The 22,858-nt window shown below is 72.8% G+C and carries 23 protein-coding genes; 4 read left to right on the top strand and 19 right to left on the bottom strand.

Annotated elements, in window-relative coordinates; translation table 11 throughout:
- Window positions 1–9 precede the first annotated feature (9 nt).
- The 3 genes from J2S46_RS12520 to panB all read right to left on the bottom strand — a co-directional run bounded on the left by J2S46_RS12520 (window position 10) and on the right by panB (window position 2,926).
- Window positions 10–837: an ABC transporter permease gene (locus J2S46_RS12520; protein WP_191293414.1), complete on the bottom strand. Its 828-nt coding sequence runs from the start codon at window positions 835–837 to the stop codon at window positions 10–12.
- A complete protein-coding gene (locus tag J2S46_RS12515; RefSeq protein ID WP_191293412.1) occupies window positions 834–1,856 on the bottom strand; it encodes an ATP-binding cassette domain-containing protein in 1,023 nt (340 codons plus the stop codon). Before J2S46_RS12515 ends, J2S46_RS12520 begins: the two co-directional genes overlap by 4 nt.
- Before the next feature lie 200 nt (window positions 1,857–2,056).
- Entirely contained in the window at window positions 2,057–2,926 is an 870-nt protein-coding gene (gene panB / locus J2S46_RS12510) for a 3-methyl-2-oxobutanoate hydroxymethyltransferase (RefSeq protein WP_073923187.1), read from the bottom strand.
- Window positions 2,927–3,293: 367 nt separating this feature from the next.
- Between panB and J2S46_RS12505 the strand changes: the two genes are divergently transcribed.
- The 3 genes from J2S46_RS12505 to J2S46_RS12495 all read left to right on the top strand — a co-directional run bounded on the left by J2S46_RS12505 (window position 3,294) and on the right by J2S46_RS12495 (window position 6,962).
- Window positions 3,294–4,892: an MFS transporter gene (locus J2S46_RS12505; protein ID WP_191293410.1), complete on the top strand. Its 1,599-nt coding sequence runs from the start codon at window positions 3,294–3,296 to the stop codon at window positions 4,890–4,892.
- Between the two features lie 173 nt (window positions 4,893–5,065).
- Entirely contained in the window at window positions 5,066–5,734 is a 669-nt protein-coding gene (locus J2S46_RS12500) for a TetR/AcrR family transcriptional regulator (protein ID WP_191293409.1), read from the top strand.
- A gap of 169 nt (window positions 5,735–5,903) precedes the next feature.
- Window positions 5,904–6,962 carry an endonuclease/exonuclease/phosphatase family protein gene (locus J2S46_RS12495; protein ID WP_191293408.1) on the top strand — a complete coding sequence of 353 codons (1,059 nt, stop codon included), beginning with the start codon at window positions 5,904–5,906 and terminating at the stop codon, window positions 6,960–6,962.
- Between the two features lie 81 nt (window positions 6,963–7,043).
- Here J2S46_RS12495 and J2S46_RS12490 read toward each other — a convergent pair whose 3' ends face one another.
- On the bottom strand, window positions 7,044–8,795 hold the full coding sequence (locus J2S46_RS12490; RefSeq protein ID WP_191293406.1) for an NAD+ synthase: 1,752 nt from the start codon (window positions 8,793–8,795) through the stop codon (window positions 7,044–7,046).
- A 199-nt stretch (window positions 8,796–8,994) separates the two neighbouring features.
- Between J2S46_RS12490 and glnA2 the strand changes: the two genes are divergently transcribed.
- A complete protein-coding gene (gene glnA2 / locus J2S46_RS12485) occupies window positions 8,995–10,356 on the top strand; it encodes a gamma-glutamylpolyamine synthetase GlnA2 (protein WP_073923191.1) in 1,362 nt (453 codons plus the stop codon).
- Between the two features lie 89 nt (window positions 10,357–10,445).
- Here glnA2 and J2S46_RS12480 read toward each other — a convergent pair whose 3' ends face one another.
- The 15 genes from J2S46_RS12480 to J2S46_RS12410 form a co-directional block, all read right to left on the bottom strand.
- Window positions 10,446–11,720 (bottom strand): tyrosine-type recombinase/integrase, encoded by a 1,275-nt coding sequence (locus J2S46_RS12480; RefSeq protein ID WP_191293404.1) that lies wholly within the window; start codon window positions 11,718–11,720, stop codon window positions 10,446–10,448.
- 3 nt (window positions 11,721–11,723) lie between these two features.
- On the bottom strand, window positions 11,724–11,972 hold the full coding sequence (locus J2S46_RS12475) for a helix-turn-helix domain-containing protein (protein ID WP_191293403.1): 249 nt from the start codon (window positions 11,970–11,972) through the stop codon (window positions 11,724–11,726).
- 119 nt (window positions 11,973–12,091) lie between these two features.
- Entirely contained in the window at window positions 12,092–13,213 is a 1,122-nt protein-coding gene (locus J2S46_RS12470) for an AAA family ATPase (protein WP_191293401.1), read from the bottom strand.
- The gene (locus tag J2S46_RS12465; RefSeq protein WP_191293400.1) at window positions 13,210–14,127 is read right to left on the bottom strand and encodes a bifunctional DNA primase/polymerase; all 918 of its coding nucleotides are present in this window, start codon (window positions 14,125–14,127) and stop codon (window positions 13,210–13,212) included. The genes J2S46_RS12470 and J2S46_RS12465 overlap by 4 nt, the downstream gene beginning before the upstream one ends.
- Window positions 14,128–14,218: 91 nt before the next feature.
- Window positions 14,219–14,926: a hypothetical protein gene (locus J2S46_RS12460; protein ID WP_191293399.1), complete on the bottom strand. Its 708-nt coding sequence runs from the start codon at window positions 14,924–14,926 to the stop codon at window positions 14,219–14,221.
- A gap of 20 nt (window positions 14,927–14,946) precedes the next feature.
- Window positions 14,947–15,279, bottom strand: a complete 333-nt coding sequence (locus J2S46_RS12455; protein ID WP_229913245.1) for a hypothetical protein — start codon at window positions 15,277–15,279, stop codon at window positions 14,947–14,949.
- Window positions 15,276–16,835, bottom strand: coding sequence for a DNA cytosine methyltransferase (locus J2S46_RS12450; protein WP_191293397.1), 1,560 nt, complete (start codon window positions 16,833–16,835; stop codon window positions 15,276–15,278). Before J2S46_RS12450 ends, J2S46_RS12455 begins: the two co-directional genes overlap by 4 nt.
- Window positions 16,832–17,422 (bottom strand): hypothetical protein, encoded by a 591-nt coding sequence (locus J2S46_RS12445; RefSeq protein WP_191293395.1) that lies wholly within the window; start codon window positions 17,420–17,422, stop codon window positions 16,832–16,834. The genes J2S46_RS12450 and J2S46_RS12445 overlap by 4 nt, the downstream gene beginning before the upstream one ends.
- A gap of 113 nt (window positions 17,423–17,535) precedes the next feature.
- A complete protein-coding gene (locus J2S46_RS12440) occupies window positions 17,536–18,012 on the bottom strand; it encodes a single-stranded DNA-binding protein (protein WP_191293393.1) in 477 nt (158 codons plus the stop codon).
- A 130-nt stretch (window positions 18,013–18,142) separates the two neighbouring features.
- Window positions 18,143–18,658, bottom strand: coding sequence for a hypothetical protein (locus J2S46_RS12435; protein WP_191293391.1), 516 nt, complete (start codon window positions 18,656–18,658; stop codon window positions 18,143–18,145).
- 17 nt (window positions 18,659–18,675) lie between these two features.
- Window positions 18,676–19,224, bottom strand: coding sequence for a DUF6197 family protein (locus J2S46_RS12430; protein WP_191293389.1), 549 nt, complete (start codon window positions 19,222–19,224; stop codon window positions 18,676–18,678).
- Window positions 19,225–19,241: 17 nt separating this feature from the next.
- Window positions 19,242–19,433: a hypothetical protein gene (locus J2S46_RS12425; RefSeq protein ID WP_191293388.1), complete on the bottom strand. Its 192-nt coding sequence runs from the start codon at window positions 19,431–19,433 to the stop codon at window positions 19,242–19,244.
- Window positions 19,434–19,690: 257 nt separating this feature from the next.
- Window positions 19,691–22,018, bottom strand: coding sequence for an FtsK/SpoIIIE domain-containing protein (locus J2S46_RS12420; RefSeq protein ID WP_191293386.1), 2,328 nt, complete (start codon window positions 22,016–22,018; stop codon window positions 19,691–19,693).
- A 90-nt stretch (window positions 22,019–22,108) separates the two neighbouring features.
- Window positions 22,109–22,297, bottom strand: a complete 189-nt coding sequence (locus tag J2S46_RS12415; protein WP_191293385.1) for a hypothetical protein — start codon at window positions 22,295–22,297, stop codon at window positions 22,109–22,111.
- 67 nt (window positions 22,298–22,364) lie between these two features.
- Window positions 22,365–22,823, bottom strand: a complete 459-nt coding sequence (locus tag J2S46_RS12410) for a hypothetical protein (RefSeq protein ID WP_191293384.1) — start codon at window positions 22,821–22,823, stop codon at window positions 22,365–22,367.
- Window positions 22,824–22,858: the final 35 nt, after the last annotated feature.

Genomic DNA, 22,858 nt, shown 5'->3' with positions numbered 1-22,858 from the left:
GGGACCGGGTCAGGTCCGCTTGCGGAACCGGGCCACGGCCAGCGGCGCGAAGATCGCGGTGACGCCGACCGACCAGCCGACGACGATCAGTACGGAGTGCGTCAGCGGGCCGCCGTTGAGCAGGTTGCGGCAGGCGTCGGCGAGCGCGGACAGCGGGTTGTAGTCGGTGAAGGACTGCAGCCAGCCGGGCATCGAGTCGGTCGGCGCGAAGATCGAGCTGCCGAACTGCAGCGGCATGATCACCAGCATCGCGACCCCCTGGACGGCCTGCGCGCTGCGCAGCGCCATCCCCAGCAGCATCGAGATCCACACCATCGACATGCCGAACAGCAACGACAGGCCGACGGCCGCCAGCAGCTCCAGCGGGCCGGTCTTCACCTCGAAGCCGAGGATCAGCGCGAAGACGATCAGGATGGTGAAGGAGAGCAGCGCCCGGCAGGTCTCCGCCACGATCTTGGAGACCAGCACGGCCGAGCGGCCGATCGGCAGGGTCCGGAAGCGGTCCATCACCCCGGTCTGGAAGTCGCTGTTGAGGCCGGTGCCGACGGCCATCGCCAGGGTGATGCCGGTCTGGCCGAGCAGCCCGGGGATCATGTACTGCTTGTAGGCGTCCTGGTTGCCGGAGATCGCGCCGCCGAAGACGTAGACGAACAGCACGGTGAAGATGATCGGCATCAGCACGGCGTCGAACATCGACTCCGGGTCGGCCTTGATCCGCATCAGGTTGCGGCGGGTCAGGGCGCCGATGTGGCGGACGGTCGAGCGCAGGCCGATCCGCTGTTCGGCGCCGGCGGGGGCCGGGCGGGCCGGGGCCGGGGCGAGGGTCGCGGTGCTCATGCGACGGGCTCCTTCACGAGGGTGGGGACGGCGTCGGCCGGGGCGGGCTTGCCGGTGATGGTCAGGAAGACCTCGTCCAGGCTCGGCACCTTGGTGTCGATCCCGGCGATGCCGAAGCCCCGCGTGCCCAGCACGCCGACCACGGCGGTCAGTTCGTCCTCGCCGGCGATCGGCACCGAGAGCAGCCCGGTGTCGGTGGAGAAGGTGGCGGTGGCGATGCCGCTCTCGCGCAGGCAGCGGGCCATCTCGGGCAGCTCGTCCGGCCGGACCGGGCGGACCTGCAGGGTCCGGCCGCCGACCTGGGCCTTGAGCTCGGCGACGCCGCCGGAGGCGATCACCTTGCCGCGGTCGATGACCGTCAGCTCGCCGGCGAGCTGCTCGGCCTCCTCCATGTACTGGGTGGTGAGCAGGACGGTCGCGCCTTCGGAGACCATCCGCTGCACCTCGTCCCAGACCTCGTTGCGGGTGCGCGGGTCGAGACCGGTGGTGGGCTCGTCCAGGTAGAGGACCTTGGGCCGGCCCATCATGCTGGCGGCGAGGTCGAGCCGGCGGCGCATGCCCCCGGAGTAGGTCTTGGCGGTCCGCCTGGCGGCCTCGGTCAGCGAGAAGCGCTCCAGCAGCTCGGTGGCGCGGGCCCGGGCGTCCCTGCGGGAGAGGTCGAGCAGCCGGCCGATCAGGTAGAGGTTCTCGTAGCCGGAGAGCATCTCGTCCACCGAGGCGTACTGGCCGGTGAGGCCGATGGTGCGGCGCAGCTGCTTGGGCTGGCGCACCACGTCGTAGCCGCCGACGAAGGCGGTGCCGGCGTCCGGCTTGATCAGCGTGGACAGGACGCGGACCAGGGTGGTCTTGCCGGCGCCGTTGGGGCCGAGGACGCCCAGCACGGTGCCCTGGCGGACGGTGAGGTCGACGCCGTCCAGGGCCTTGGTCGAGCCGTAGTGCTTGACGATGCCGCGGACCTCGACGGCGTTGCCCGTGTCGGCGGGGGCCCGGTCGTTCCGGGGGGTGGCGATTCGTGTCATGCCTTGAGACTGCCCGGTCCCGCTGTCAGGCCGCTGACAGCGGGCCGTCGCCACCGACAGCTCGCTGTCATCCGCCGTGCCCGGCCGCCGGCCGCGCTGTCGTCCCGCCGGCAGCGCACTGCCGGGAACGCACGGAGGGAGGTGGCAGGTCCGGTCAGGACCTGCCACCTCCCTCCGGGAGCGCCGTCAGCCCGCCGTCGTCACTTGAAGGTGTGCTCCGGCGCGGGGAAGCTGCCGGCCGAGACCTCGGCGGCGAACTCGCGGGCGGCGTCGCCGAGCACGGCCCGCAGGTTGGCGTACTGCTTGACGAACTTGGGCACGCGGCCCGCCGTCATGCCGGCCATGTCCGTCCAGACCAGGACCTGGGCGTCGGTGTCCACGCCCGCGCCGATGCCGACGGTGGCGATCGCCAGCTCCTCGGTGACCTGCTTGGCGAGTTCGGCCGGTACGGCCTCCAGCACCACCGAGAACGCGCCGGCCTGCTGCACGGCCTTGGCGTCGCGCAGCAGTTGGTGCGCCGCCTCGTCGCCGCGCCCCTGCACGGGGTAGCCGCCGAAGGCGTGCACCGACTGCGGGGTCAGGCCGATGTGCGCCATCACCGGGATGCCGGCCTCGACCAGCAGCTCGATCGAGCGGGCGCTGCGCTCGCCGCCCTCCAGCTTGACGGCGCCGACGCCGGCCTCCTTCATCAGCCGGGCGGCGTTGTGCATGGCCTGCGCGGGGGACTCCTGGTACGAGCCGAACGGCATGTCGGCGACGACCATGGCGCGCTTGGTGCCCCGGACGACGGCGGCGGAGAGCATCACCATCTGATCCATGGTCACCGGCACGGTGGTCTCGTAGCCGAGGTGGCAGTTGCCGGCGGAGTCGCCGACCAGCAGCACCGGGATGCCGGCCTCGTCGAAGACGCCGCCGGTCAGCGCGTCGTAGGCGGTGAGCATGGACCACTTCTCGCCGCGCTGCTTGGCGGCGGCGAGGTCGCGGACGGTGACGCGGCGGTTGGTGACGCCCCCGTACAGGGTGGCGGTGGACGCCTGGGTCGGGGCAGGCGTGGGCGAAGAAGCGTTCATCGAACAGGCTCCTGGAAGGGTTGTCGTCTCGTGGCGCCGTACGGCGTCCCCGGATCCCCTCCATGCTTGCACGGCTCGACGCGAGCGCAAAGAGGCGTGCGTCCCGTGGTGTGCGATCTCCGGCACACCGGGCCCGGTCCGGTGCGCGGATACCGCCCCCGGGTTCGCGGCGGCCCGGCCGGGCGGGGTGTCCGGGGCCGGGCGGGGGCTGGGGCCCGGGCGGGTCGTGCCGCCCGGATGTTTGCCATGACTTTACGATACGGACTCGTCTCGTATCGAAACGGGCGCTACGCTGTCCGAGGGGTTGCGAGACGTCTTCGTCTCGTAAAGTCCCGCCGCTGTCGTACACGTAGGGACGGGAAGACCAATGACCACCGCAACCGCGCCACCCCGAGTGCCGGAAGCCATCCACCGCCGCCGCTGGGCGATCCTGGGCACCCTCGTGCTCGCCCTGCTCGTCGTGGTGCTCGACAACTCGATCCTCAACGTGGCGATGAAGACCATCGCCACCCCCGCTCCGACCGGCCTCGGCGCCAGCCAGAGCGACCTGGAGTGGTCGATCAACTCCTACACCCTGGTCTTCGCGGGCCTGCTGTTCACCGCCGGACTGCTCGGCGACCGCTTCGGCCGCAAGAAGTCGCTGCTCGCCGGCATGGTGGTGTTCGGCATCGGCTCCCTGCTGTCGGCACTGGCCTCCTCGCCCGGTGAACTGATCGCCTACCGCGCCGTGATGGGCTTCGGCGGCGCCTTCGTGATGCCGGCCACGCTGGCCATCATCATGAACGTCTTCGAGCGCTCCGAGCAGCCCAAGGCGATCGGCATCTGGGCCGGCGCGGTCGGCCTGGCCATCGCGATCGGCCCGATCACCGGAGGCCTGCTGATCGAGCACTTCTGGTGGGGCTCGGTCTTCCTGATCAACGTCCCGATCGTGCTGGTCGCCCTGGTGGCGATGACGCTGCTCGTCCCCGACTCCAAGGACCCGAGGCCCGGCCGGCTCGACCCGGTGGGCGTGCTGCTGTCGATCGTCGGCCTGGTCGCGCTGATCTACGGCATCATCAAGGGCGGCGAGCTGGCGGACTTCACCGCCCCCGACGCCTGGGTGCCGCTGCTGGTCGGCCTGCTCGCCCTGGCCGCCTTCGTCCTGCACGAGAAGCGCACCGACCACCCCGCGCTGGACGTCGCGTGGTTCCGCAACAAGGTGTTCAGCGCCTCCGTCACGGTCGTCGGCCTGGTCTTCTTCGCGCTGATGGGCGTCTCCTTCTTCGGCGTCTTCTACATCCAGAGCGTGCGCGGCTACAGCGCCCTGATGGCCGGCGTGCTGATGCTGCCGCTGGCCGTCGCCCAGCTGCTGTTCGCCCCCAGGGCCCGCCTGGTGGTGGACCGGTTCGGGATCCGGGCCACCTGCGCGGCCGGCATGGCGCTGATCACCGCCGCCTTCCTCGGCTACCTGGCGCTCGACGCCGGCACGCCGATCTGGGTGCTGGTGGTCATCGGCTTCGTGATGGGCACCGGCATGGCGCACGTGATGCCGCCGGTCACCGTGGCGATCATGTCCTCGCTGCCCCGGGAGAAGGCCGGCGCCGGTTCGGCGCTGAACAACACCTTCCGCCAGGTCGGCGGCTCGCTCGGGGTCGCGGTGCTCGGCGCGGTGCTCTCCACCGTCTACCGCACCGGCATCTCGGACCGGCTGGACCAGCTGCCGGCCGGCCTGCGGGACCGGGCCGGCGAGTCGCTGGAGGCCACCTTCGCGGTGGCCGGCAAGCTCGGCCCCGACGGCGCCGGACTGATCGAGCCCGCCAAGGACTCCTTCATCCACGCCATGCACGTGGTCGCCGGACTGTCGGCCGGCGTCACCGCGGCCGGTGTCCTGCTGGCCTGGTTCCTGCTGCCGGCCAAGGTTCCCGGCGGCCCGGCCGCCGCGCCGCAGCCGGTCCGCCCGCTCGCCCCCGAGTCGGCCGACGCCTGATCGTCCTGAGCGGCCGCCCCGGCCGTGGCCTGCCGGGGCTTTAGCCAGGAGGTGGAGAATGGGCCCTGTCCCCCCGGCGGGGGGACAGGGCCCGCACCCGTGCGGGCCGCGGCCACCGGAGGGGCCCGGCGCACCGGGGGCCGCCGCGTACCGAGGAAGAAGGAAGAGCGGGGATGGAGACGGACACCAGGGCGGCCACGGCGGAGCACGCATGCGCCTACTCCCCGGGGGAGTCCTGCGACGCCCCGCGCCGGGGCCGCCCGCGCAGCGAGGCCGCCGAGCAGGCCATCTTCGCCGCGGTCGAGAAGCTGATGGAGGGCGGGGCGAGCCTGTCCCAGCTGTCCGTCGAGGGCATCGCCGCGGCCGCCGGGGTCGGCAAGGCCACCATCTACCGGCGCTGGCCCAACAAGGAGGCGCTGCTGGTCGACGTGGTCGCCCGGCTGGAGGCGCCCGAGCCGCAGCTGACCGGCGGCAGCGTCCGCGCCGACCTGGTCGAGATGATCGACTACATGCGCCGGCGCGGGCTGGCCAAGCGCTCGCGCTGGGTGCTCAAGGCGGCGCTGGGCCAGATGAGCAGCTGGCCGGAGCTGCACGCCGCCTACAAGAAGCGGGTGCTGCAGCCCCGCCGCGAGCTGCTGCGCTCGATCATCCGCCGGGGGGTGGCGCAGGGTGAACTGCGCGCCGACCTGGACGAGGACCTGCTCGCCGAGATCCTGCTCGGCCCGATCCTGGTGCGCACCGTGCTCTGGGACGACTCCGACCTCAGCGACCCGCGGCTGGCCGAGACCATGGTCGACGTGCTGCTCGCCGGGGTCGCGGCCCCCGGGCCCGCCGCGGCGTAGCCTGCGGCAGTGGCCAGTCTCACGAAACCGTGCCGCGCCGGAACCCCGGCGCGGCGCCCTCGCGTCTGACCCGTCATAGGCTGAGCCGAGAATCCGACAAAAACGGCATCGGCCCGCACGGCGACCGGCAGCACGGCCGGTACGGCGACGAACGAACGAGGGGCCAGGCATGGCGCAGGCGGACAGGGCAGCGGCACCGGCGGACGGCGCCGTGGGGGGCGCCGACGCCCCGGGCGGGGGCGCGGGCGCGGGCGTCCGGCGCGGCCGCGGCTGGAGCCTCGGCCGGGACGACCGGGGCCGCTCCGGCTGGCGGCGCGGCTGGATCCTCGCCGTGCTCGCCGTGCTCACCGCGGCCCTGCTGGCCTTCCACTCCCAGGTGCCCAACAGCGTCGGCAACCTCGGCAGCCTGCTGGAGACCTTCCTGCCGTGGATCGGCCTGGCCGTCCCGGTGCTGCTGCTGCTCGCGCTGTGGCGGCGTTCGGCGTCGGCGCTGGTCGCCCTGCTGCTGCCGACCCTGGTCTGGCTGAACCTCTTCGGCGGCCTGCTCACCGACAAGAGCGGCGGCAAGGGCGACTTCACCGTCCTCACTCACAACGTGGCGGCCGCCAACAGCGACGTCCAGGGCACGGTGAAGCTGCTGAACGACTCCGGCGCGCAGATCGTCGCGCTGCAGGAGCTGGCCGGCAAGCCGCTGCGCGGCTACGAGAGCGGGCTGGCCGAGACGTACCCGTTCCACGTGGTGCAGAACACCGTCGGCCTCTGGTCGAAGTTCCCGATCAGCGGGGTCTCCGTGGTGGACATCAGGATGGGGTGGACCAGGGCCTTCCGCGCCCAGGTGACCACCCCGCAGGGCCCGGTCGCGGTGTACGTGGCGCACCTGCCCTCCGTACGGGTGAAGTCCGAGGGCGGATTCACGGCCGAGCGCCGGGACGTCAGCGCCCAGGCGCTCGGTGACGCGGTGCAGGCCGAGCCGCTGAAGAAGGTGCTGCTGCTGGGCGACCTCAACGGCACCATGAACGACCGGAGCCTGGCCCCCGTCACCTCCCAGATGCGCTCCGCGCAGGGCGCGGCCGGCGACGGGTTCGGCTTCAGCTGGCCGGCCTCGCTGCCGATGGCCCGGATCGACCAGATCCTGAGCAAGGGCGGCCTGAAGCCGACCGACTCCTGGGTGCTGGGTGCGGACGGCAGCGACCACCGCGCGGTCGCGGCCGCGTACCGCTACCAGTAGGCCGCCCACCGCCACCGGCAGCCCCCGTCGCCGCCACCGGTGGGCCCGGCGCCGGTGCTCCCGCGGCGCCGGGCCCACCGTTCAGCCCCGGCGCCAGCCGTTGGTGATCGGCAGCCGGCGGTCCCGGCCGAAGCCCTTGCGGGAGATCTTCGGGCCCGGCGGGTACTGCCGGCGCTTGTACTCGGCGGTGTCGACCAGCCGCACCACCCGGTCCACCACGGCGGGGTCGAAGCCGGCCGCCACGATCGCGTCCCGGCCCTGGTCGCCCTCGACGTAGGCGTCCAGCACGGTGTCCAGCAGGTCGTAGTCCGGCAGCGAGTCGGTGTCGGCCTGGTCGGGCCGCAGCTCGGCGGAGGGCGGCTTGTCGAGGGTGTTCGCCGGGATCGGCGGCAGCTCGCCGCGCTCCTCGGCCACCTCGTTGCGCCACCGGGCGAGGCGGAAGACCAGCGACTTGTAGACGTCCTTGATGGGACCGTACGCGCCCACCGAGTCGCCGTAGAGGGTGGAGTAGCCGACCGCCAGCTCGCTCTTGTTGCCCGGCGCGAGCACGATGTGCCCCTCCTGGTTGGAGATCGCCATCAGCAGCGTGCCGCGCAGCCGGGACTGCAGGTTCTCCTCGGCCAGGCCGGTCAGCCCGAGCGCGCCCATGTAGGCGTCGAACATCGGGGCGATCGGCACGGTACGGAAGTGCAGCCCGGTCCGGCGGGCCAGTTCGGCCGCGTCGTCGCGGGAGTGCTGCGAGGAGTACCGGCTGGGCATCGAGACGCAGTGGACGTTCCCGGCGCCGATCGCGTCCACCGCGATCGCGGCGACCAGGGCGGAGTCGATGCCGCCGGAGAGGCCGATCAGCACCGATTCGAAGCCGTTCTTGCGCACGTAGGCGCGGGTCCCCTCGACCAGAGCGGCCCAGACCTCGGCCTCGTCCGTCAGCGGTTCGGCGATCTGCGGCGCGAGCGGCTCGGCGGGGCGGCCGGTGGCCCCGCCGCCCAGTTCGGTGCGGACCAGCTGCAGGCCGCCGCCCAGCACCAGGCCGTCCGTGCGGTCGGAGGCCTCCGGCAGCTCCAGGTCGACCAGCAGCAGCGCCTCCTCGAACTGCGGCGCCCTGGCCAGCACCTCGCCCTCGGCCGAGACCACGATCGACTGCCCGTCGAAGACCAGTTCGTCCTGCCCGCCCACCAGGTTGACGTAGGCCAGCGGGCAGCCCGCCTCGGCGGCCCGGCGCCGCACCAGCTCCAGCCGGACCTCGCCGCGGCCGCGCTCGTACGGTGAGCCGTTGATCACCAGGAGCAGCCCCGCGCCCGCCTCGCCGGCGGCGGCGACCCGTCCGCCGTCCTGCCAGATGTCCTGGCAGATCGCCAGCGCCACGTCCACGCCGTGCAGGTTGACCACCGGCAGCTGGTTGCCGGGGGAGAACCAGCGGTACTCGTCGAAGACGCCGTAGTTGGGCAGGTAGTGCTTGGCGAAGCGGCTGACCACCCGGCCGCGGTGCAGCACCGCGGCGCAGTTCTGCGGCGATCCGGCCGGCCGGTCGGTCGCGTGGTACGCGGTCTCGGAGCGCCCGAGGTAGCCGACCACCACGGGGACCTCACCGAGCCCCTCCCGCTCCAGCCGCGCGGCCAGCCCGACCAGCGCGGCCCGGGAGGCCTCCACGAAGGACCCGCGCAGCGCGAGGTCCTCGACCGGGTATCCGGTGAGGGCCATTTCGGGGAGCGCGACCAGCTGGGCGCCGGCCGCGGCGGCCCGCCCGGTCCAGCGCACCACCGCCTCGGCGTTGCTCACGAGGTCACCGACGGAGGGGTCGGTCTGGCACAGGGCGAGACGTAGACGGGGCATGGCCCGAGTGTAATCGTCTACCTGACGATATGTCGTGGGCGGGGTGCGGCCCGCAACGGCGCCGCACGACGCGCCCCGGTGATGGCAGCACCCGACCAGGTGTCGGATTTCCGGTGGTGATCCGCCATGATGGGGGCAGCCGCTTTCGAGCCGCTTCCGGCGTAACACGAACGTAAAGAGCAGAGGTGAGACTGTCCCCATGGGCAAGCAGCAGGAGTTCGTGCTTCGTACGCTCGAAGAGCGTGACATCCGTTTTGTCCGGCTGTGGTTCACCGATGTGCTCGGGTTCCTGAAGTCGGTCGCCGTGGCTCCTGCGGAGCTGGAACAGGCCTTCGAGGAGGGCATCGGCTTCGACGGCTCGGCGATCGAGGGCTTCGCCCGGGTCTACGAGTCCGACATGATCGCCAAGCCGGACCCGACCACCTTCCAGATCCTGCCCTGGCGCTCCGAGACCCCGGGCACCGCGCGGATGTTCTGCGACATCATGATGCCGGACGGCTCGCCCTCCTACGCGGACCCGCGGTTCGTGCTGAAGCGCACCCTGGAGAAGGCCTCCAGCCTCGGCTTCACCTTCTACACCCACCCCGAGATCGAGTTCTTCCTGCTGAAGAACCTCCCGGGCGACGGCACCGCGCCGATCCCGGCCGACCAGTCCGGCTACTTCGACCACACGCCGCGCGGCGTCGGCCACGACTTCCGCCGCCAGGCCATCACCATGCTGGAGTCGATGGGCATCTCGGTGGAGTTCTCCCACCACGAGGGCGCCCCCGGCCAGCAGGAGATCGACCTGCGCTACGCGGACGCACTCTCCACCGCCGACAACATCATGACCTTCCGTCTGGTCATGAAGGAGGTCGCACTGGAGCAGGGCGTGCACGCCAGCTTCATGCCCAAGCCGTTCTCCGAGTACCCCGGCTCGGGCATGCACACCCACCTCTCGCTCTTCGAGGGCGACCGGAACGCCTTCCACGAGTCCGGCGCCGAGTACCAGCTCTCCAAGACCGGCCGCTCGTTCATCGCCGGCCTGCTGCGGCACGCCGCCGAGACGGCCGCCGTCACCAACCAGTGGGTGAACTCCTACAAGCGGATCTGGGGCGGCTCGCAGCGCACGGCCGGCGCCGGCGGCGAGGCCCCCTCGTACATCTGCTGGGGCCACAACAACCGCTCCGCGCTGATCCGCGTCCCGATGTACAAGCCCGGCAAGCAGGGCTCCACCCGGGTCGAGGTCCGCTCGCTGGACACCGGCTGCAACCCCTACCTCGCCTACGCCGTCACGCTGGCCGCGGGCCTGAAGGGCATCGAGGAGGGCTACGAACTCCCGGCCGGCGCCGACGACGACGTGTGGGCGCTCTCGGACTCCGAGCGCCGCGCGATGGGCATCCAGCCGATGCCGCAGAACCTCGGCGAGGCCATCGACCTGATGCAGCGCAGCGAGCTGGTGGCCGAGACCCTCGGCGAGCACGTCTTCGACTTCTTCCTGCGCAACAAGCGCCAGGAGTGGGAGGAGTACCGCTCCGAGGTCACGCCGTTCGAGCTGCGCAAGAACCTCCAGGTGCTGTAACCGCAGGTCGGAGCAGGTCTGAAAAGCACGAAGCCCCACGGGCCGACGGACGGGTTCCGTCGGCCCGTGGGGCGTTTTCGGTGCTTTTGTCACTCCTGGGCCGTCTCTGGGCCGTGGGACCGTGAAGCGGCGGCCCAACCGAGGGAGTCGTAGAGCGCGTCCACGGCCCGTCGTGTCCGTCCGTCGCTGCTCGGCATCAGGTGCGTGTAGACCCGGAGCGTGAACCCCGGATCGGTGTGCCCGAGGTACCCGCTGAGCGCCTTGACGCTCTCGCCGGCGTCGAGCAGTACCGAGGCGTAGAAGTGCCGCAGGGCATGCATCCCGTCCTCTCGGGAGGCCTGGAAACGCGCCCACTTCTCCGGGGGAGGGATCACACCCGCACTCACGAGCGCGGGCTTCCACGCATAGGTGTTGAAGTCGCTCCGCCGAACCGGGCCGCCCTGCTCGCGCGAGAACAGCAGCTGCTTGGTGACCAGGGGCCCGTCGGGTGTCAGCCAGGGCAGGGTCACTTCTTCTGGCGGGAACACCTCCAGGTGCGCCGCGAAGATGTCGGCGACCCGCTCCGGCAGCGGTACATCGCGGACCTTCCCGCGCTTCGGGGGCGCGAACACCACCCGCCCGCCGATGTCCTTGACCTGGTAACCCACGTGCAGCCAGCCAGTGTCGGAGCGGATCTCGTCAATCGGCAGACCGAACACCTCGCCCTGCCTGAGACCGCAGGCGCCGGCGGCGTCCACCATCGCTCTGTAGCGGGCTGGCAGCCCGGCCCGTACGGCCGAGACCCGATCCGCCGTCCAAGGGCGGACACGACCCGGGGCCCGCCCGGGCGGCGTCACGGCCCGAGAGCGGCACGGATTCGTGGTCCGGAGCCGATCCTCCATCGCAGCCATGAAGATGCTGGAGACGTTCCCGAAGATGACCCGGCGATACGAGGACGCGGGGATCACCTTCTCCAGCTCGCTCAGCCACTCCCGGATGTGCGACGGCTGGAACGAGTCCATCGGGCGGATACCGAGGTACGGGATCGCGTGCCGCCGGACCTGTGCCTCGACCGACGATCGCGTATTCAGATCGGTGGTCTGTGACTCCAGCCACCGCTCCGCGAACTGCCGGAACGTCACCCGAGCCGCCTGCGGGTCGATGTACTGTCCGCGCGACATGTCGGCCTCGATGTTGGCCAGCCACTGCTCGGCCTGCCGCTTCTGCCGGTCGGGGAAGGCCATGCTCTTCTCGGCGCCGTCCGGGCCGATGTACCGGGCCCGATACCGCGAACCGGCTCCGTGCCGCTCTGTCTTGACCCTCCGGGGCTTGCCGTCTGGGCCCGGTTCGGTCTTGTACCAGCGGTCTTGGATGTGTCCGGCCATGTATCAGGCCACCTCTCGACTCTGATCGGCGACCCACTGGGCGACTTCAGCGGGGTCGTACCGCAGGTGCCTGCCAACTCGGAATCCGGGAGGGCCGGTGCGCTTTCGACGCCACTGGTAGACGGTCTCCAGGGGCACACCGAAGAGTTCTGCGACCTCCTCGGGCTCCAGGTAGCGGGCGGGCAGCGTTCTTGCGGGCCGAGCGTCGATCGATGCGATCGACTCCGTACGGCGGGTCTGGCGGTTGGCCATGGCGATCCTCTCCTTGCTGGGCTGGGGCAGGACAGTCGGCGAAGCGCTGTCCGGGGTGCTGTCCGGCCTGTTTGTGCTGATCAGGCGGGCTGGCAGGACAGCAGGACAGGCCGGACAGTTCAGGTGAGGGGGAGGGTGTCCGGGGAGTCGGGGGCGGTGTAGGCGCCGCTGGCGTCGCGGTGGAGCTGGCCGGCTTCGGCCATGCGGGAGCAGGTGCGGCGGGCCAGGTCGATGTCGAGGCCGGTGGCGGTGGCGATGTCCTTGGGGCGGGCACCGGGGTGGGTGCGGACGTGGCTGAGGATGGTGGCGCGGGTGTCGCCGATGGTGTGGTCGCTGACGGGTCCGTCGAGGAGGAGCCAGCTGCCGGTGTCGGGCTGGAAGGCGAGGGCGTGTTCGGCTTCGTCGACGTCGCGGCCGGTGATGTGCAGGACGCCGTCGGCTTTGCCGCGTGCGCGTTTGAGGACGAGGGTGGCGTCGGCGGCGCCCGCGAGGCCGTTGGTGCCTGAGACTTCGGCGAGGAAGTCGTCGGAGGCCATCTTGCGGACGTGGTGGACGAGGATGACGGCGACGGCGAAGTGGTCGGCGATGGCCTTGATGTGGCCGATGGCGGCGTAGTCGGCGTCGTAGGCGGATGCGCCGGGGGCGGAGGTGCCGCGGACCTTGGCGAAGACGTCGATGACGACCAGGCGCGCGGTGGGGTTGGCGGTGAGCCAGTTGGCGAGCATCTGGGCGCCGCCCTGCGGCATCGGCGGGCACTCGGTCTCCAAGGTGAGGCCGTGCGGTGCGGGGCGGCCGTCGAGGAGCTTGGTCATGCGGTTCTGGAGTCGGCGTCCGGTGTCCTCCAGGGCGAGGTAGAGGACGGGGCCGGCGGTGACGGGGACGGTGCCGAAGGCGGGGCGTCCGGCGGCGACGTCGAGGCCGAGCCCGAGGGAGAGCCAGGACTTGCCGACCTTGGGCGGTCCGGCGAGCAGGCTGACGCCTTCGGCGAAGAACCCTGGGACGGCCCATTTGGGTTCGGGGAAGGTGGTGGCCATCAGCTCGGCGGCGGTCCAGGTGGTGCGGGGCCGCGCAGGTGCCTGGGGCGGCGTTGCCGGGGACGTGTGGGGCGCCGGGGTGGGCGGGGCCCAGGGGTCGGACCAGGGGTCCGGTTCGTCCGGCCAGGGGGCGTGCGGGTCGTCGTCGCCGACGATCCGCAGGTGCGGTGCGGGCCGGGCTTCCTGGGTGTCGACGGGGCGGGTCATGCGGCGTGGCCGGCGGCGGCGAAGCCGTTGGTGACGGCGCGGGCGGCGGAGTCGGCGGGAACGCCGACGGACATGGCGGCGTCCATGAGGGTCCGGGCGACGGTGTTCAGGTCGCAGGGGCCGGGGCAGTGGGCGTGCTGGGCGGCCAGGAAGCGGGCGACGCCAAACGTCTGGGAGCTGGCGCCGGACGTCTCGTGTGCCCGGATTTTGGCGACGCCGCGGTGCAGGCCGGTGGCCAGGTACGTGACCGTGTGGCGGCACCGGCCGCTGGCGCTGCGGGACCACCGTGGCGCGGTGGGAGAAGAGGCCACCCCTCCCCCCGAGGGGGCGGGGGTGGTCTCTTCCTTGCCCGCCAGGTTCTGCACGTCGGTCGGCAGCGGGGCCATGGTTCCGGCGCCGGGGCCGAGCCATCGGACGTAGCTGCCATGGGACTTGATGTCGACGCCCGGGCGCACGGAGTTGGCCGAGCGCATGACGCCCCGGTAGATCCAGTGCTCTCCCCGGTCGGTGGCCACGGTCCGCGTGGGCGGGAGGGTGGCGCGGGCCCATACGACGGCCTCGGGGGTGTCGAGGTCGAGGACGCTCACTCCGGCGCCGGCCGGGTGGTAGGCCACGGCGGTGGCCTCCCTCCACGCCGTGGCCCAGTGCGGGCCGGTGAGGACGGTGGGGTTGGTGGTCGCGGCGGCCCAACCGTGGCACGGCGCCGGGCACGCGCACGGTCCGGCTGCCTTCATGTGCGGCCGGTCGCCGCAGCGGCTCTTGGCGCATGCGGGGCAGTTCCCGACCGGGAGCTTCCCGGCGCGCAGCGGCAGCACGGGCAGGCGGGCTTGCGCGAGCCCGATGGCGAGCAGCAGGAGGTGCCGACCGCGCCGGGCGACTGCCTGGGCGGCGCCGAGCTGCGGGTGTGTGGTCATGGGGCGGTGCCTTTCGTGGGGCCGGTGAGGCGCTGTGGTGGCCGGGGTGGGCCGGTGGCCGCTGTGGGCGGCCACCGGCCGGGAGAGCGGCCTAGGCGGCCTTGAGGTGGCGCTCGGAGACGGCGGCGGGGGCGTTGAGGGCGTCGGTCCAGGTGGTGCGCAGGGCGGTGCGGTCGCGGCGGTCGGTGGCGGTGGTACCGGGGCGGCCATCGGCCTTGACGGGCATCTGGAGGCCGAGGAAGCCGTGTCCGGCGGCGATGAGCAACGGCTTGTCGGGTCCGGCGGACCAGACGGTGAGCGGCTCGTAGCGCTCGGCGGGGGCCTTGGCCCAGCGGGCGAGGTAGGCGGCGTTGAGGTGCGCTTCGGCGGTGAGCTGCGGCTCGGCGGCGAGGGCTGCGGCGAACAGCGGGCGCCACTTGGGGAAGAGGCCGGCGAGCGGGGCGTTCGCGGACAGTCGCAGGTCGCGGTGGCCGTCGCCGATGGTGAGGTGCCCGTCCGGGGCGTGGTCGCCGGCCGGGGGCTCGAAGGTGAGGGTGAGGTCGGCGGGTCGGCGCCGGGTGGGGAACAGGGCGCGCAGGGCGATGAGGTCGGCGCGGGTGAGCACCGCCTTCCACGGGGCGGTGTCGGTGGCTTCGCGGCGGGTGAGGGCGAAGGTGTAGCGGTCGGTGGCGCAGGCGAACAGGTGGGTGCCGGTGGCCTCCAGGTAGATGCCGTGCAGGACGGGCAGGGTGGTGTCGGGGCTGATGTGCGGGGTGAGCTGGCTGACGAGGGTCGGCAGGTCGGTCAGGGTCAGGGACACGGTTCCTCCAGCGGGTGCGGTCAGAACAGGGAGTCGGGCTCGGCGGCCGGCGCTGCGGTGCGCCGGGTCTTGCGGGCGGCGCTGAGGGTGGCGTCGTGGCAGGGCGGGCACCAGGCGGCGAGGGCGGTCTTCGGCAGGGCGGCGGCCTGGTGCGGGGCGAGCAGGAGGTCGGCGGGTTCGGCGGGGGCGGCGATGAGGTGGTGGGCCAGGTGGGAGTGTTCGCGGGGGCAGCGTCCGCCGTCCTTGGCGTGGGACTTGCCGCAGGTGCCCCGGCACTGGCAGCGGCCGGCGGCTGCGGCCATGACGGCCTGCCAGAGGTCGGCGCCGGCGAGCGGCGGGATGCGGGTGCTCACGAGCCGCTGCCGGTGGGCAGGTCGTGGCCGGTGATGGCTTCGACGAGGGCGGAGACGATGACCTCGGCGACGGGCGGGGTGACGGCGTTGCCGAACAGGCGGACCTTCTCCCGCTTGTTGCCGAGGACGGTGTAGGCGGTGGGGAAGGCCATGGCGGCGCCGATCTCGCCGGGCTCCAGCATCCGGAACAGCACTTCCTCCACCGGGACCTGGTCGCCCTTGACGAGGGCGTAGCGGTCGCGGGTGGTGAGGGCGCCGATGGGCTCGGAGACGGGGCGGGCGGTGCTGTGGCCGTAGTAGGGCAGCAGCAGGGACGCCCAGTCGGGCCCGGGGTTGCCGGGGGCGGTGGCGAGGCCGTGGTGGTTGCCGGAGGCGGTGACGGTGGCGAGGGCTTCCAGCACGGGCCGGGCGTCCGAACTACCGCCCCGCAGTTCGGCGATGAACGGCATCCACGCGAGGCCGGTCTCGTTGCGGGCGGTCTGGGTGCGCAGGGGCTCGGTGGTGGGGGCGGCGACCTTGCCGTCGCGGCCCTCGGCGGGGATGAGGAGCGGGGGGACGGCGAGGCCGTCGTTCTCGCGGGTGGTGCGGGTGGGGGCCGGGGCGGTGACGGGGGTTGCCTCGTCGCGCCAGGTGCCGCCGGCCGGGGCGAGCATCGGCACCGCGTACTTGGCCAGGCCCGCCCGGATGCGGTCCTGGGTGGCGGGGGCGTAGGGGGTGAACGTCTTGCGGTTGGGCTTGCCGTCGCCGATGCGGCGCCCGGGCAGCGACCAGTCGATGATGGCGGCGGCCGGGAGGACGGGCGGCTCGATGACGGTGTTGCGGCAGGTGACGTGCGGGCAGCGGTAGAGGTACTGCTGGCGGTAGCGGCCCATGTCGGCGCCGCGCTTCTTGAACACCTGCACCGCCCGGACGACTTTCTCGCAGCCGGGGCACCACGCCTGAGGGCGCAGCCACTTGTCCCAGTCCGGGGTGCGGCCCAGGTCGCGGCGCCAGTAGGCGAGGTAGAGGCGGTCGCGGGACTGAGGGGCGGCGGCCGTGATCCGGGGGCGGGCGTGCATGGAGTTGAGGGCGATCAGGCGGGTGGCGTAGCCGAGGTCGCGGATGTCCTGCACCCATGCCTGCCAGAGGTCCCACGCGCGGACGTCGATGACGTTCTCGACGACGCCGGCGAGGACCGGGCGGCCGCGGGCGGCCATGGCTTCCAGGTAGCGCGGGACGTCCCACATCAGGGCGCGGGAGCGGTCGGTGGCCTCGTCGGGGAGGGTGTCGCCGAACAGGTCGGGCTGCTTGTCGAAGTCCCGCTTCTTGCCGCGGGCGTTCGACCACTTCGGGCATTCGGGGGAGGCCCAGAAGATGTCCCCGGCGGGGAACTTGGCGACGTCCGCGTCGTGGAGGTCGCCGAGGAAGTGGTCGGCGTCGGGGAAGTTCGCGGTGTGGGAGGCGATGGCCTTGTCCCAGTGGTTGGCGGCGAGCACCGGCTTCACGCCGGGGACGGCCTTCGCGCCGGTGCTGCTGCCGCCGGCGCCGCAGAAGAAGTCGATGTAGGTCAGCGTCACCGTCCGCCCCCGACCAGGCCGGAGACCAGGCGGGCGTGGGCGTTGGCGTGCTCCACCAGGTTGCGGACCGTCTGCTTGGCCTCGCGGGTCATCGCCGGACCCGGCCGGGCGACGGACGGCGCGGTGAGGACGTGCTCGGGGACGGGCACGAAGAGGGTGGCGGTCAGGAGCAGGGCCGGGCGGTCGAGGCCCGGCTCCACGTGGCGCAACCACCGGTCGGTGCTGATGTGCCAGGGGTCGTGCTGCCAGTCCTCGGAGCGGGCGGCGGGCCGGTGGGTGAGGACGTCGTGGTGCAGGGGGACGTCGATGCGCAGCGCGATCCGGTCGTAGTCCTCGCCGGTGGTGACCAGGGCGAGGGCGGCCAGGTCGGGGCGGATGCGGACGTATCCGGGGGACATCACGGGACTGGTGGCGATCCGCCAGACGGCCTGGGCGAAGTCGACCGGCCCGAGCGGGGCACCGGCGTCGTGGAGCCGACCGGCGTTGACGGCCAGGTAGGAGCCGAAGCGGGACGACCCGTCGGAGGCGTTGGCCTTGTCGTAGGCGTCGTCGATGAGGGCGAGCGTGTGGGCGGTGAACTGGGGCATGCTTGGTGCTCCGGTCTCGTCTTGTGCGTGATCGGGTTGGCCCCGCAGCAGCCGGCCTGAGCCCGGCAAGGTCGTCCGGCTGCTGCGGGGTTTCGTGCTGTCCGGGCCAGGGCCTAGAACGGCGGTTCCTGGCCGAAGCCGCCGCCCGCCGGGGCGCTGGCGGGCGCGGGGGCGGCGGTGGACCAGGGGTCGGCGGCGGGGGTCTGGGTGGGCTGGCCGGGGCGCTGGGTGCGGGTGACCTTGGCGGTGGCGAAGCGCAGGGACGGGCCGATGTCGTCGAGGTCGAGGCCGAGCATGGAGCGGTTCTCGCCCTCGGGGGTCTGCCAGTTGTGCTGGACCAGGCGGCCGGTGGCGACGACCCGCATTCCCTTGGTGAGGGACTCGGTGACGTGCTCGGCCATCTCGCGCCAGGCGGTGACCCGCAGGAACAGGGCGGTGCCGTCGCGCCACTGGCCGGTGTTCTTGTCGTAGGTGCGCGGGGTGGAGGCGATGGTGAACTTGGCCATCGCCACGCCGGCGGGGGTGAAGCGCAGTTCGGGGTCGTCGGTCAGGTTGCCGACGACGGTGACGGGGGTTTCTCCGACGGACACGGGGCTGCCTCCAATGGCGTCGCGTGGTGGTCCGGGAGCGGTCTGTCCGGTCCCCCGCACCACCCGGGCCGCACCGCTGGCTGCGGAGCGGTCCGGATGGCACGGCCGGTCGGGCAGACAGGCGCGCGGGTCAGCCCGCGAGGAGATGCTCGATGCGGTAGGCCTCTTCCTCGTCGCGGCCGATGGACGCGCTGTGGTCGGTGAGCCAGCGGCGGGATTGGCGCTCGATGCCGAGGTGGTGGCGGTTGCGGGCGAGGGCGTCGGCGGCGGTGCGGGGGCGGCTCATCTGCACGGCGTGGACCAGCTCGTGCACGAGGGTGGGGAAGATCTGGCCGTCCTGGCGCATCGCGGCGATGTGCAGCAGGACCAGCACGCGGCCGTCCGCGGTGGGGACGGTCATGCCGGTGGCGATGTGCGCGGTTCGGCGCTGGCTCTCGTTCTCCATCACGGTGCGCCACCAGCTCGGGCTTCCGCCGGTGACGCGGGCGACGGCGGGACCGAAGTCGCCGGGGCGGGCGAGGCGCACCAGGGTGTCGGGCATCGGCTCGCGCATGTGGTCCCTGACCAGCCGGGCGGCCTCGGGCAGCAGGCTGTTCACGGTGCGGCGCAGCAGCCAGGGGCCGGTCGGTTCGAGGGTGACGCTCATGGCGGTGTCCTTCCGGGTCAGTGGCGGGCGGCGCGGGCGGCGGCGATGTCCAGGGCGCGGTGGACCTGGGCGGCGGTGCGGCCGGGGTGGTCGTTCCACTGGTCGACGGTGCGGACGGTGGGGTCCTGGGCGGTGAACTGCTCCATCAGGTGGCGGCGGGCGTCCATGGCGGTGGCCTGGGTGCCGTATCCGGCGGCGAGGACGGCGAGTTGGGCGCCGAGCAGGCAGCGGCGGCCGGACTCGTCCCAGAGGAGCCCCTGGCACCAGCCGTGGACGGTGAGGTAGCGGGAGAGCAGGCGCAGGTGGGTGGCGGTGTCGATCGGGGTCGGGGCCGGCGGGCGGCGGCGCAGGCGGTCCATGGCGGTGGGCTGCGGGCGGGTCATGCCCAGGTCCCACGTGACCGGGGCCTGGCCGTGCGGGCAGACCGTGGGGACGGCGTACCGGGTCGGCTGGGGCTTGGGCTGGGTGGCGAGGTAGCGCTCGATCTCGCGGACCAGTTCGCCGCCGTCGGCCACGAACGCGAGGTCCGGCAGTGCGAGCAGCGCGGCGGTGCGGGTGCGGGTCATCGGTTCGGTCCTCTCGTTCAGTGCAGGCCGGGAAGGGAGCGGAAGACGTCCGCGAGTGCCTGGTTGACGGCGGGCGCGACGCCGGTGGAGGCGAGATAGAAGCCGAAGAGGGCGGCCACCACGGCACCGCCGGCGCTGACGGCGCGAAGGCGGAGCATGACGACCAGCAGGACACCGAAGAAGGTGGCCGCGGAGACGGTGAGCAGCACGGACGGGCTCCCTTCCGGGAGAGCGGTTTGGGGTGGTTTGAGTTGGTCGTCGACCGCCGCCGGACCTCGGCCGGACGTGGATCGTCGCAGGTCAGCGCCCTGCCGACCGCCGCCAGGCCCGTGCCGGGGCATGCCTGACGAGGGCGTTCGCGGCGAAGGTCGGCGGCGGTCGCGACATGGTCCGCAGGGCTGTGACCTGCGGTTTTCCACGAGTGGCGGCGGCTTGGCGGCGGTCAAAACCAGGACAGAACGGGCGTTCAGGCGGCTGTGCCCACGCCAGCGGCGGCGGTGCGCAGGTCGGCCAGGGCGTAGCCCATCGGCCGGGAGCCGTCGGCCTGGGTGATGCGGATCTGCTCCACCTCGGCCCCGAGGCCGGCCAGTTCGCTCTTCAGGGCCTTGGAGGCGCGGGACTGCCAGGCGTTCGCGCTCTCACGCTCGGTGCGGGCGTAGCGGTCCGGGTCGATGTCGGAGAGTCGGGCGAGCAGGTCCATGACGGTGACCAGGCCACCGTCGGCCTGCTCGGCAGCGGTGATCATGTGGTCGAGGACGGTGCGGCGGATCACCGAGCCGAGGCCGTCGGTGCCGCCGGCGGAGGCGCTGACGCCGGTCTGGCGGAGCATGGCGGCCTCGATCGGGTCGTCGTCGTGGCCGGGCAGGCATCCGGCGGCCTTGCGCAGCTGCACCCCGGTCTCGATCAGCGGCAGGATCTCGCCGGCGGCCTCGTCGATGAACAGGGAGCGGACCTCGATGACGCCGGTGTCGGGGGTGGTCAGCCAGGCGCGGCCCCGGCTGGTCTTCTCGATCGGGATCTTGGAGGCGTCGTAGCCTTGGCCGACCATGCCGTCCCCGAGGACGACGTTGGACGCGCCCGGCGACTCGACTCGCATCGCCATGCGGGCGGCGAGGTTGCCGCGCAGGCGGGGGGTGACGATCTCGGCCTCGGGGTACTGGGTGGCCAGCGCCAGGACGATGCCGACCGCGGCGCCGACGGCGGCGATCTGCGCGAGAAGTTCGGTGATCTCCTCGGCGTACTTGCCGGAGGGGCCGTTCTTGGCGGTGTAGGTGGCGAGTTCGTCGATGATGACCAGCTCGATCCCGCCGAGCTTGTCGATCAGCTTCTCGTTCGCCTTCGAGAGCCCGGCCTCGACCAGGATCTCGGTGCGACGGTTCATCTCCTCGACCATCAGGCGCAGGAACTTGACGAGCCGTCCGGGGTTGCGGCGCACGAACGTGGCCAGCGCGCGGGCGTGGGGGACGTACTCGCCGGCGCCCTTGCCGTCGAAGAGCCGGATCCGCACCCGGGGGTCGAGCATGGCGGCGGCGAGCAGGTTGGCCAGGCCCATGCCCTTGCCGGAGCGGGTGGCGCCGGCGAACAGGAACGAGTAGTCGGACAGGGTCGGGCGCAGGACGTTGCCGCGCTTGTCGAAGGCGAGGGGGAAGCCGTCGCGCCAGGTGTTGACCTGCTTGGTGCGGCCGGCCGCGAGGGGGTTGCGGCGGGTGGCGAGGAACGGGTCCTGGCCGCAGGCCCAGATCGCCATCCGGCGGCCGTTGGAGCCGACCTGGCGGATGTCGAGGTTGGTGCGGTCGATGCCCATCGCGGCGGCGATCTCGTCCGCCTTGTCGCGGGCCTTCTTGACGGTGATGTCGGGCAGGTCGATCACGGCGTGCCAGGCGTTCGGTACGGCAGGGTCGATGGCGCAGGGGGTGACCATGGTCAGGCGCTGGGACTCGCCGATGACCTTGGCGGCCTTGAACGCCCGGTCGAGCATCGACTCGGTCAGCGGGTCCCCGTCGGACAGCGCCCGCACGTCCGCGTCCCACACCGTCTCCCGGTCGGGGCGGCGGCCGAGGAACGCCTCGAAGCCGAGGACGGCGGTCGCCCCGAGCAGCAGCCCGGCGGTGCCCAGGGCACCGTAGGCGGCGAGGACGGCGGCGGCGGGGATGCCGTAGGCGACCAAGGCGCGGGCGAAGCGGATCCGGCGCCGGTTGGACTTGGCCTTCTTGTGTGCGGCGACCGCGGCCACGGCGACGGCGAGGGCGGCCTCGGACTGCTTCTGGGCCAGTGCCCGGTCGCCGGGCAGCAGGGTGAAGCGGGCGCGGCGGGCCAGGTCGCGGGCCTCGCGGGCGGCGATGTGGGCCTGGTGGCCGGCGGCCTGCACGTGGGCGCCCTCGAACCCGGCCGTCCACTGGTGGGATCGCCGTATGCCGCGCCAGGCCTGGGCGGCGTGCCCGCGGGTGGTGCTCTGGCGGGCCAGCCACCGTCGCGCGGAGCGCCGCAGCTGCTTGGCGCGGGCGCGGGTCATCGTGCGCCGCCCCTCACGGGTGCGGATCCACGCCGGGACCAGCGGCCGGTCCCCGGCCGGGTCCTCCCGTCCGCTTGCCGCCACCACCGGCGGCAGGTACACCGAGTCGCCCTCGGGGCCCGCGGCCGCCACGGGGGCGGGAACGGGGGCCGGGGTGGACCCGTTGGCGGGGGTGGTTTTGGCGAAGCGGTCGGGGAACGGCAGCACGTCGCCGCCGTCGGCGTTCGGGGTGTTCGTGGCGGGGTCGGGCAGGGGGTTCGGGTCGTGGTCCTCGTGGTTCACTGAGGGTCCTTCCTCACTGCTCAGTGGTGCGGGAAAGGGGGCCCGGGGCGGTCGCCTGGCCGGCAAGCTGTCGGCCGCCCCGGGGCGAAATCAGACCTGGCGGACGTGGAGGGTCACCCCGGCCTGGTCGGCGGCTCCCTGGCGGGTGGCGAGGTCCTGCTCGCCGTGGACGGCGGCGGAAGCCGGGACGCTGAGAGCGCTGCTGAGCCGGTCCTGGTAGGGGCTGCCGTCCGCGTTGGTGGCGGTGACGACGTAGGTGGGCTGGGTGTTCTCGGCCATGGCCGTTCTCCTCGGACAGAGCGGTGCGGGTCGGTGGGATGCGCCGTTCCTTGGTTGCGGGGATGGTTCAGGCGGAGGCGATGAGGGCGGCGGCGGTCTCGAAGGCGTGGTGCCAGGCCCGGTCGAGGCAGTAGGCGCCGTTCATGCCGAAGTCGGAGAGCCGGACGAAGTTGCTCTTGCCGGTGGCGTCGGCGAGGCGGCGCAGGGGCTCGCGCCGGTCAGCGACGTAGTGCGTGACGGCCGACAGGGCGAGGGCGGCGGCCACCGGGCCGGGCCGCAGGCGCACCCCCAGCACGCGGGAGCCGAGCAGCAGGGCGCCGGCCTGGGTGGCGGTGTAGGTGGCGACGTGGGCGGCGCAGGCGCGGCGGCCGGCCGCGCTGGACTGCCCGTCGGTGTGGTCGTGCTGGCCCTTGGCGCGGGCCTGGTGGTCGGTCTGGACCCAGTGGTCCGCCACGTCCGCCGCCGCGCGGAGCAGGGCGTAGGCGGCGGCGAAGCGGGCGGCGCGGCTGGAGTGGGCGTCGGACACGGTCGACCTCCTGGTTCGGGATGTCTCGAAGGGGG

The organism is Kitasatospora herbaricolor, assembly GCF_030813695.1.
Classification (GTDB): domain Bacteria; phylum Actinomycetota; class Actinomycetes; order Streptomycetales; family Streptomycetaceae; genus Kitasatospora; species Kitasatospora herbaricolor.
Note: the sequence above shows the minus strand (reverse complement) of the source record. Positions and strands in the feature narration are given on the sequence as shown.

Coding starts and splice junctions, on each gene's coding strand:
- J2S46_RS12520 (WP_191293414.1), bottom strand. CDS start 837: ATGAGCACCGCGACCCTCGCCCCGGCCCCGGCCCGCCCGGCCCCCGCC.
- J2S46_RS12515 (WP_191293412.1), bottom strand. CDS start 1,856: ATGACACGAATCGCCACCCCCCGGAACGACCGGGCCCCCGCCGACACG.
- panB (WP_073923187.1), bottom strand. CDS start 2,926: ATGAACGCTTCTTCGCCCACGCCTGCCCCGACCCAGGCGTCCACCGCC.
- J2S46_RS12505 (WP_191293410.1), top strand. CDS start 3,294: ATGACCACCGCAACCGCGCCACCCCGAGTGCCGGAAGCCATCCACCGC.
- J2S46_RS12500 (WP_191293409.1), top strand. CDS start 5,066: ATGGAGACGGACACCAGGGCGGCCACGGCGGAGCACGCATGCGCCTAC.
- J2S46_RS12495 (WP_191293408.1), top strand. CDS start 5,904: ATGGCGCAGGCGGACAGGGCAGCGGCACCGGCGGACGGCGCCGTGGGG.
- J2S46_RS12490 (WP_191293406.1), bottom strand. CDS start 8,795: ATGCCCCGTCTACGTCTCGCCCTGTGCCAGACCGACCCCTCCGTCGGT.
- glnA2 (WP_073923191.1), top strand. CDS start 8,995: ATGGGCAAGCAGCAGGAGTTCGTGCTTCGTACGCTCGAAGAGCGTGAC.
- J2S46_RS12480 (WP_191293404.1), bottom strand. CDS start 11,720: ATGGCCGGACACATCCAAGACCGCTGGTACAAGACCGAACCGGGCCCA.
- J2S46_RS12475 (WP_191293403.1), bottom strand. CDS start 11,972: ATGGCCAACCGCCAGACCCGCCGTACGGAGTCGATCGCATCGATCGAC.
- J2S46_RS12470 (WP_191293401.1), bottom strand. CDS start 13,213: ATGACCCGCCCCGTCGACACCCAGGAAGCCCGGCCCGCACCGCACCTG.
- J2S46_RS12465 (WP_191293400.1), bottom strand. CDS start 14,127: ATGACCACACACCCGCAGCTCGGCGCCGCCCAGGCAGTCGCCCGGCGC.
- J2S46_RS12445 (WP_191293395.1), bottom strand. CDS start 17,422: ATGCCCCAGTTCACCGCCCACACGCTCGCCCTCATCGACGACGCCTAC.
- J2S46_RS12435 (WP_191293391.1), bottom strand. CDS start 18,658: ATGAGCGTCACCCTCGAACCGACCGGCCCCTGGCTGCTGCGCCGCACC.
- J2S46_RS12430 (WP_191293389.1), bottom strand. CDS start 19,224: ATGACCCGCACCCGCACCGCCGCGCTGCTCGCACTGCCGGACCTCGCG.
- J2S46_RS12415 (WP_191293385.1), bottom strand. CDS start 22,297: ATGGCCGAGAACACCCAGCCCACCTACGTCGTCACCGCCACCAACGCG.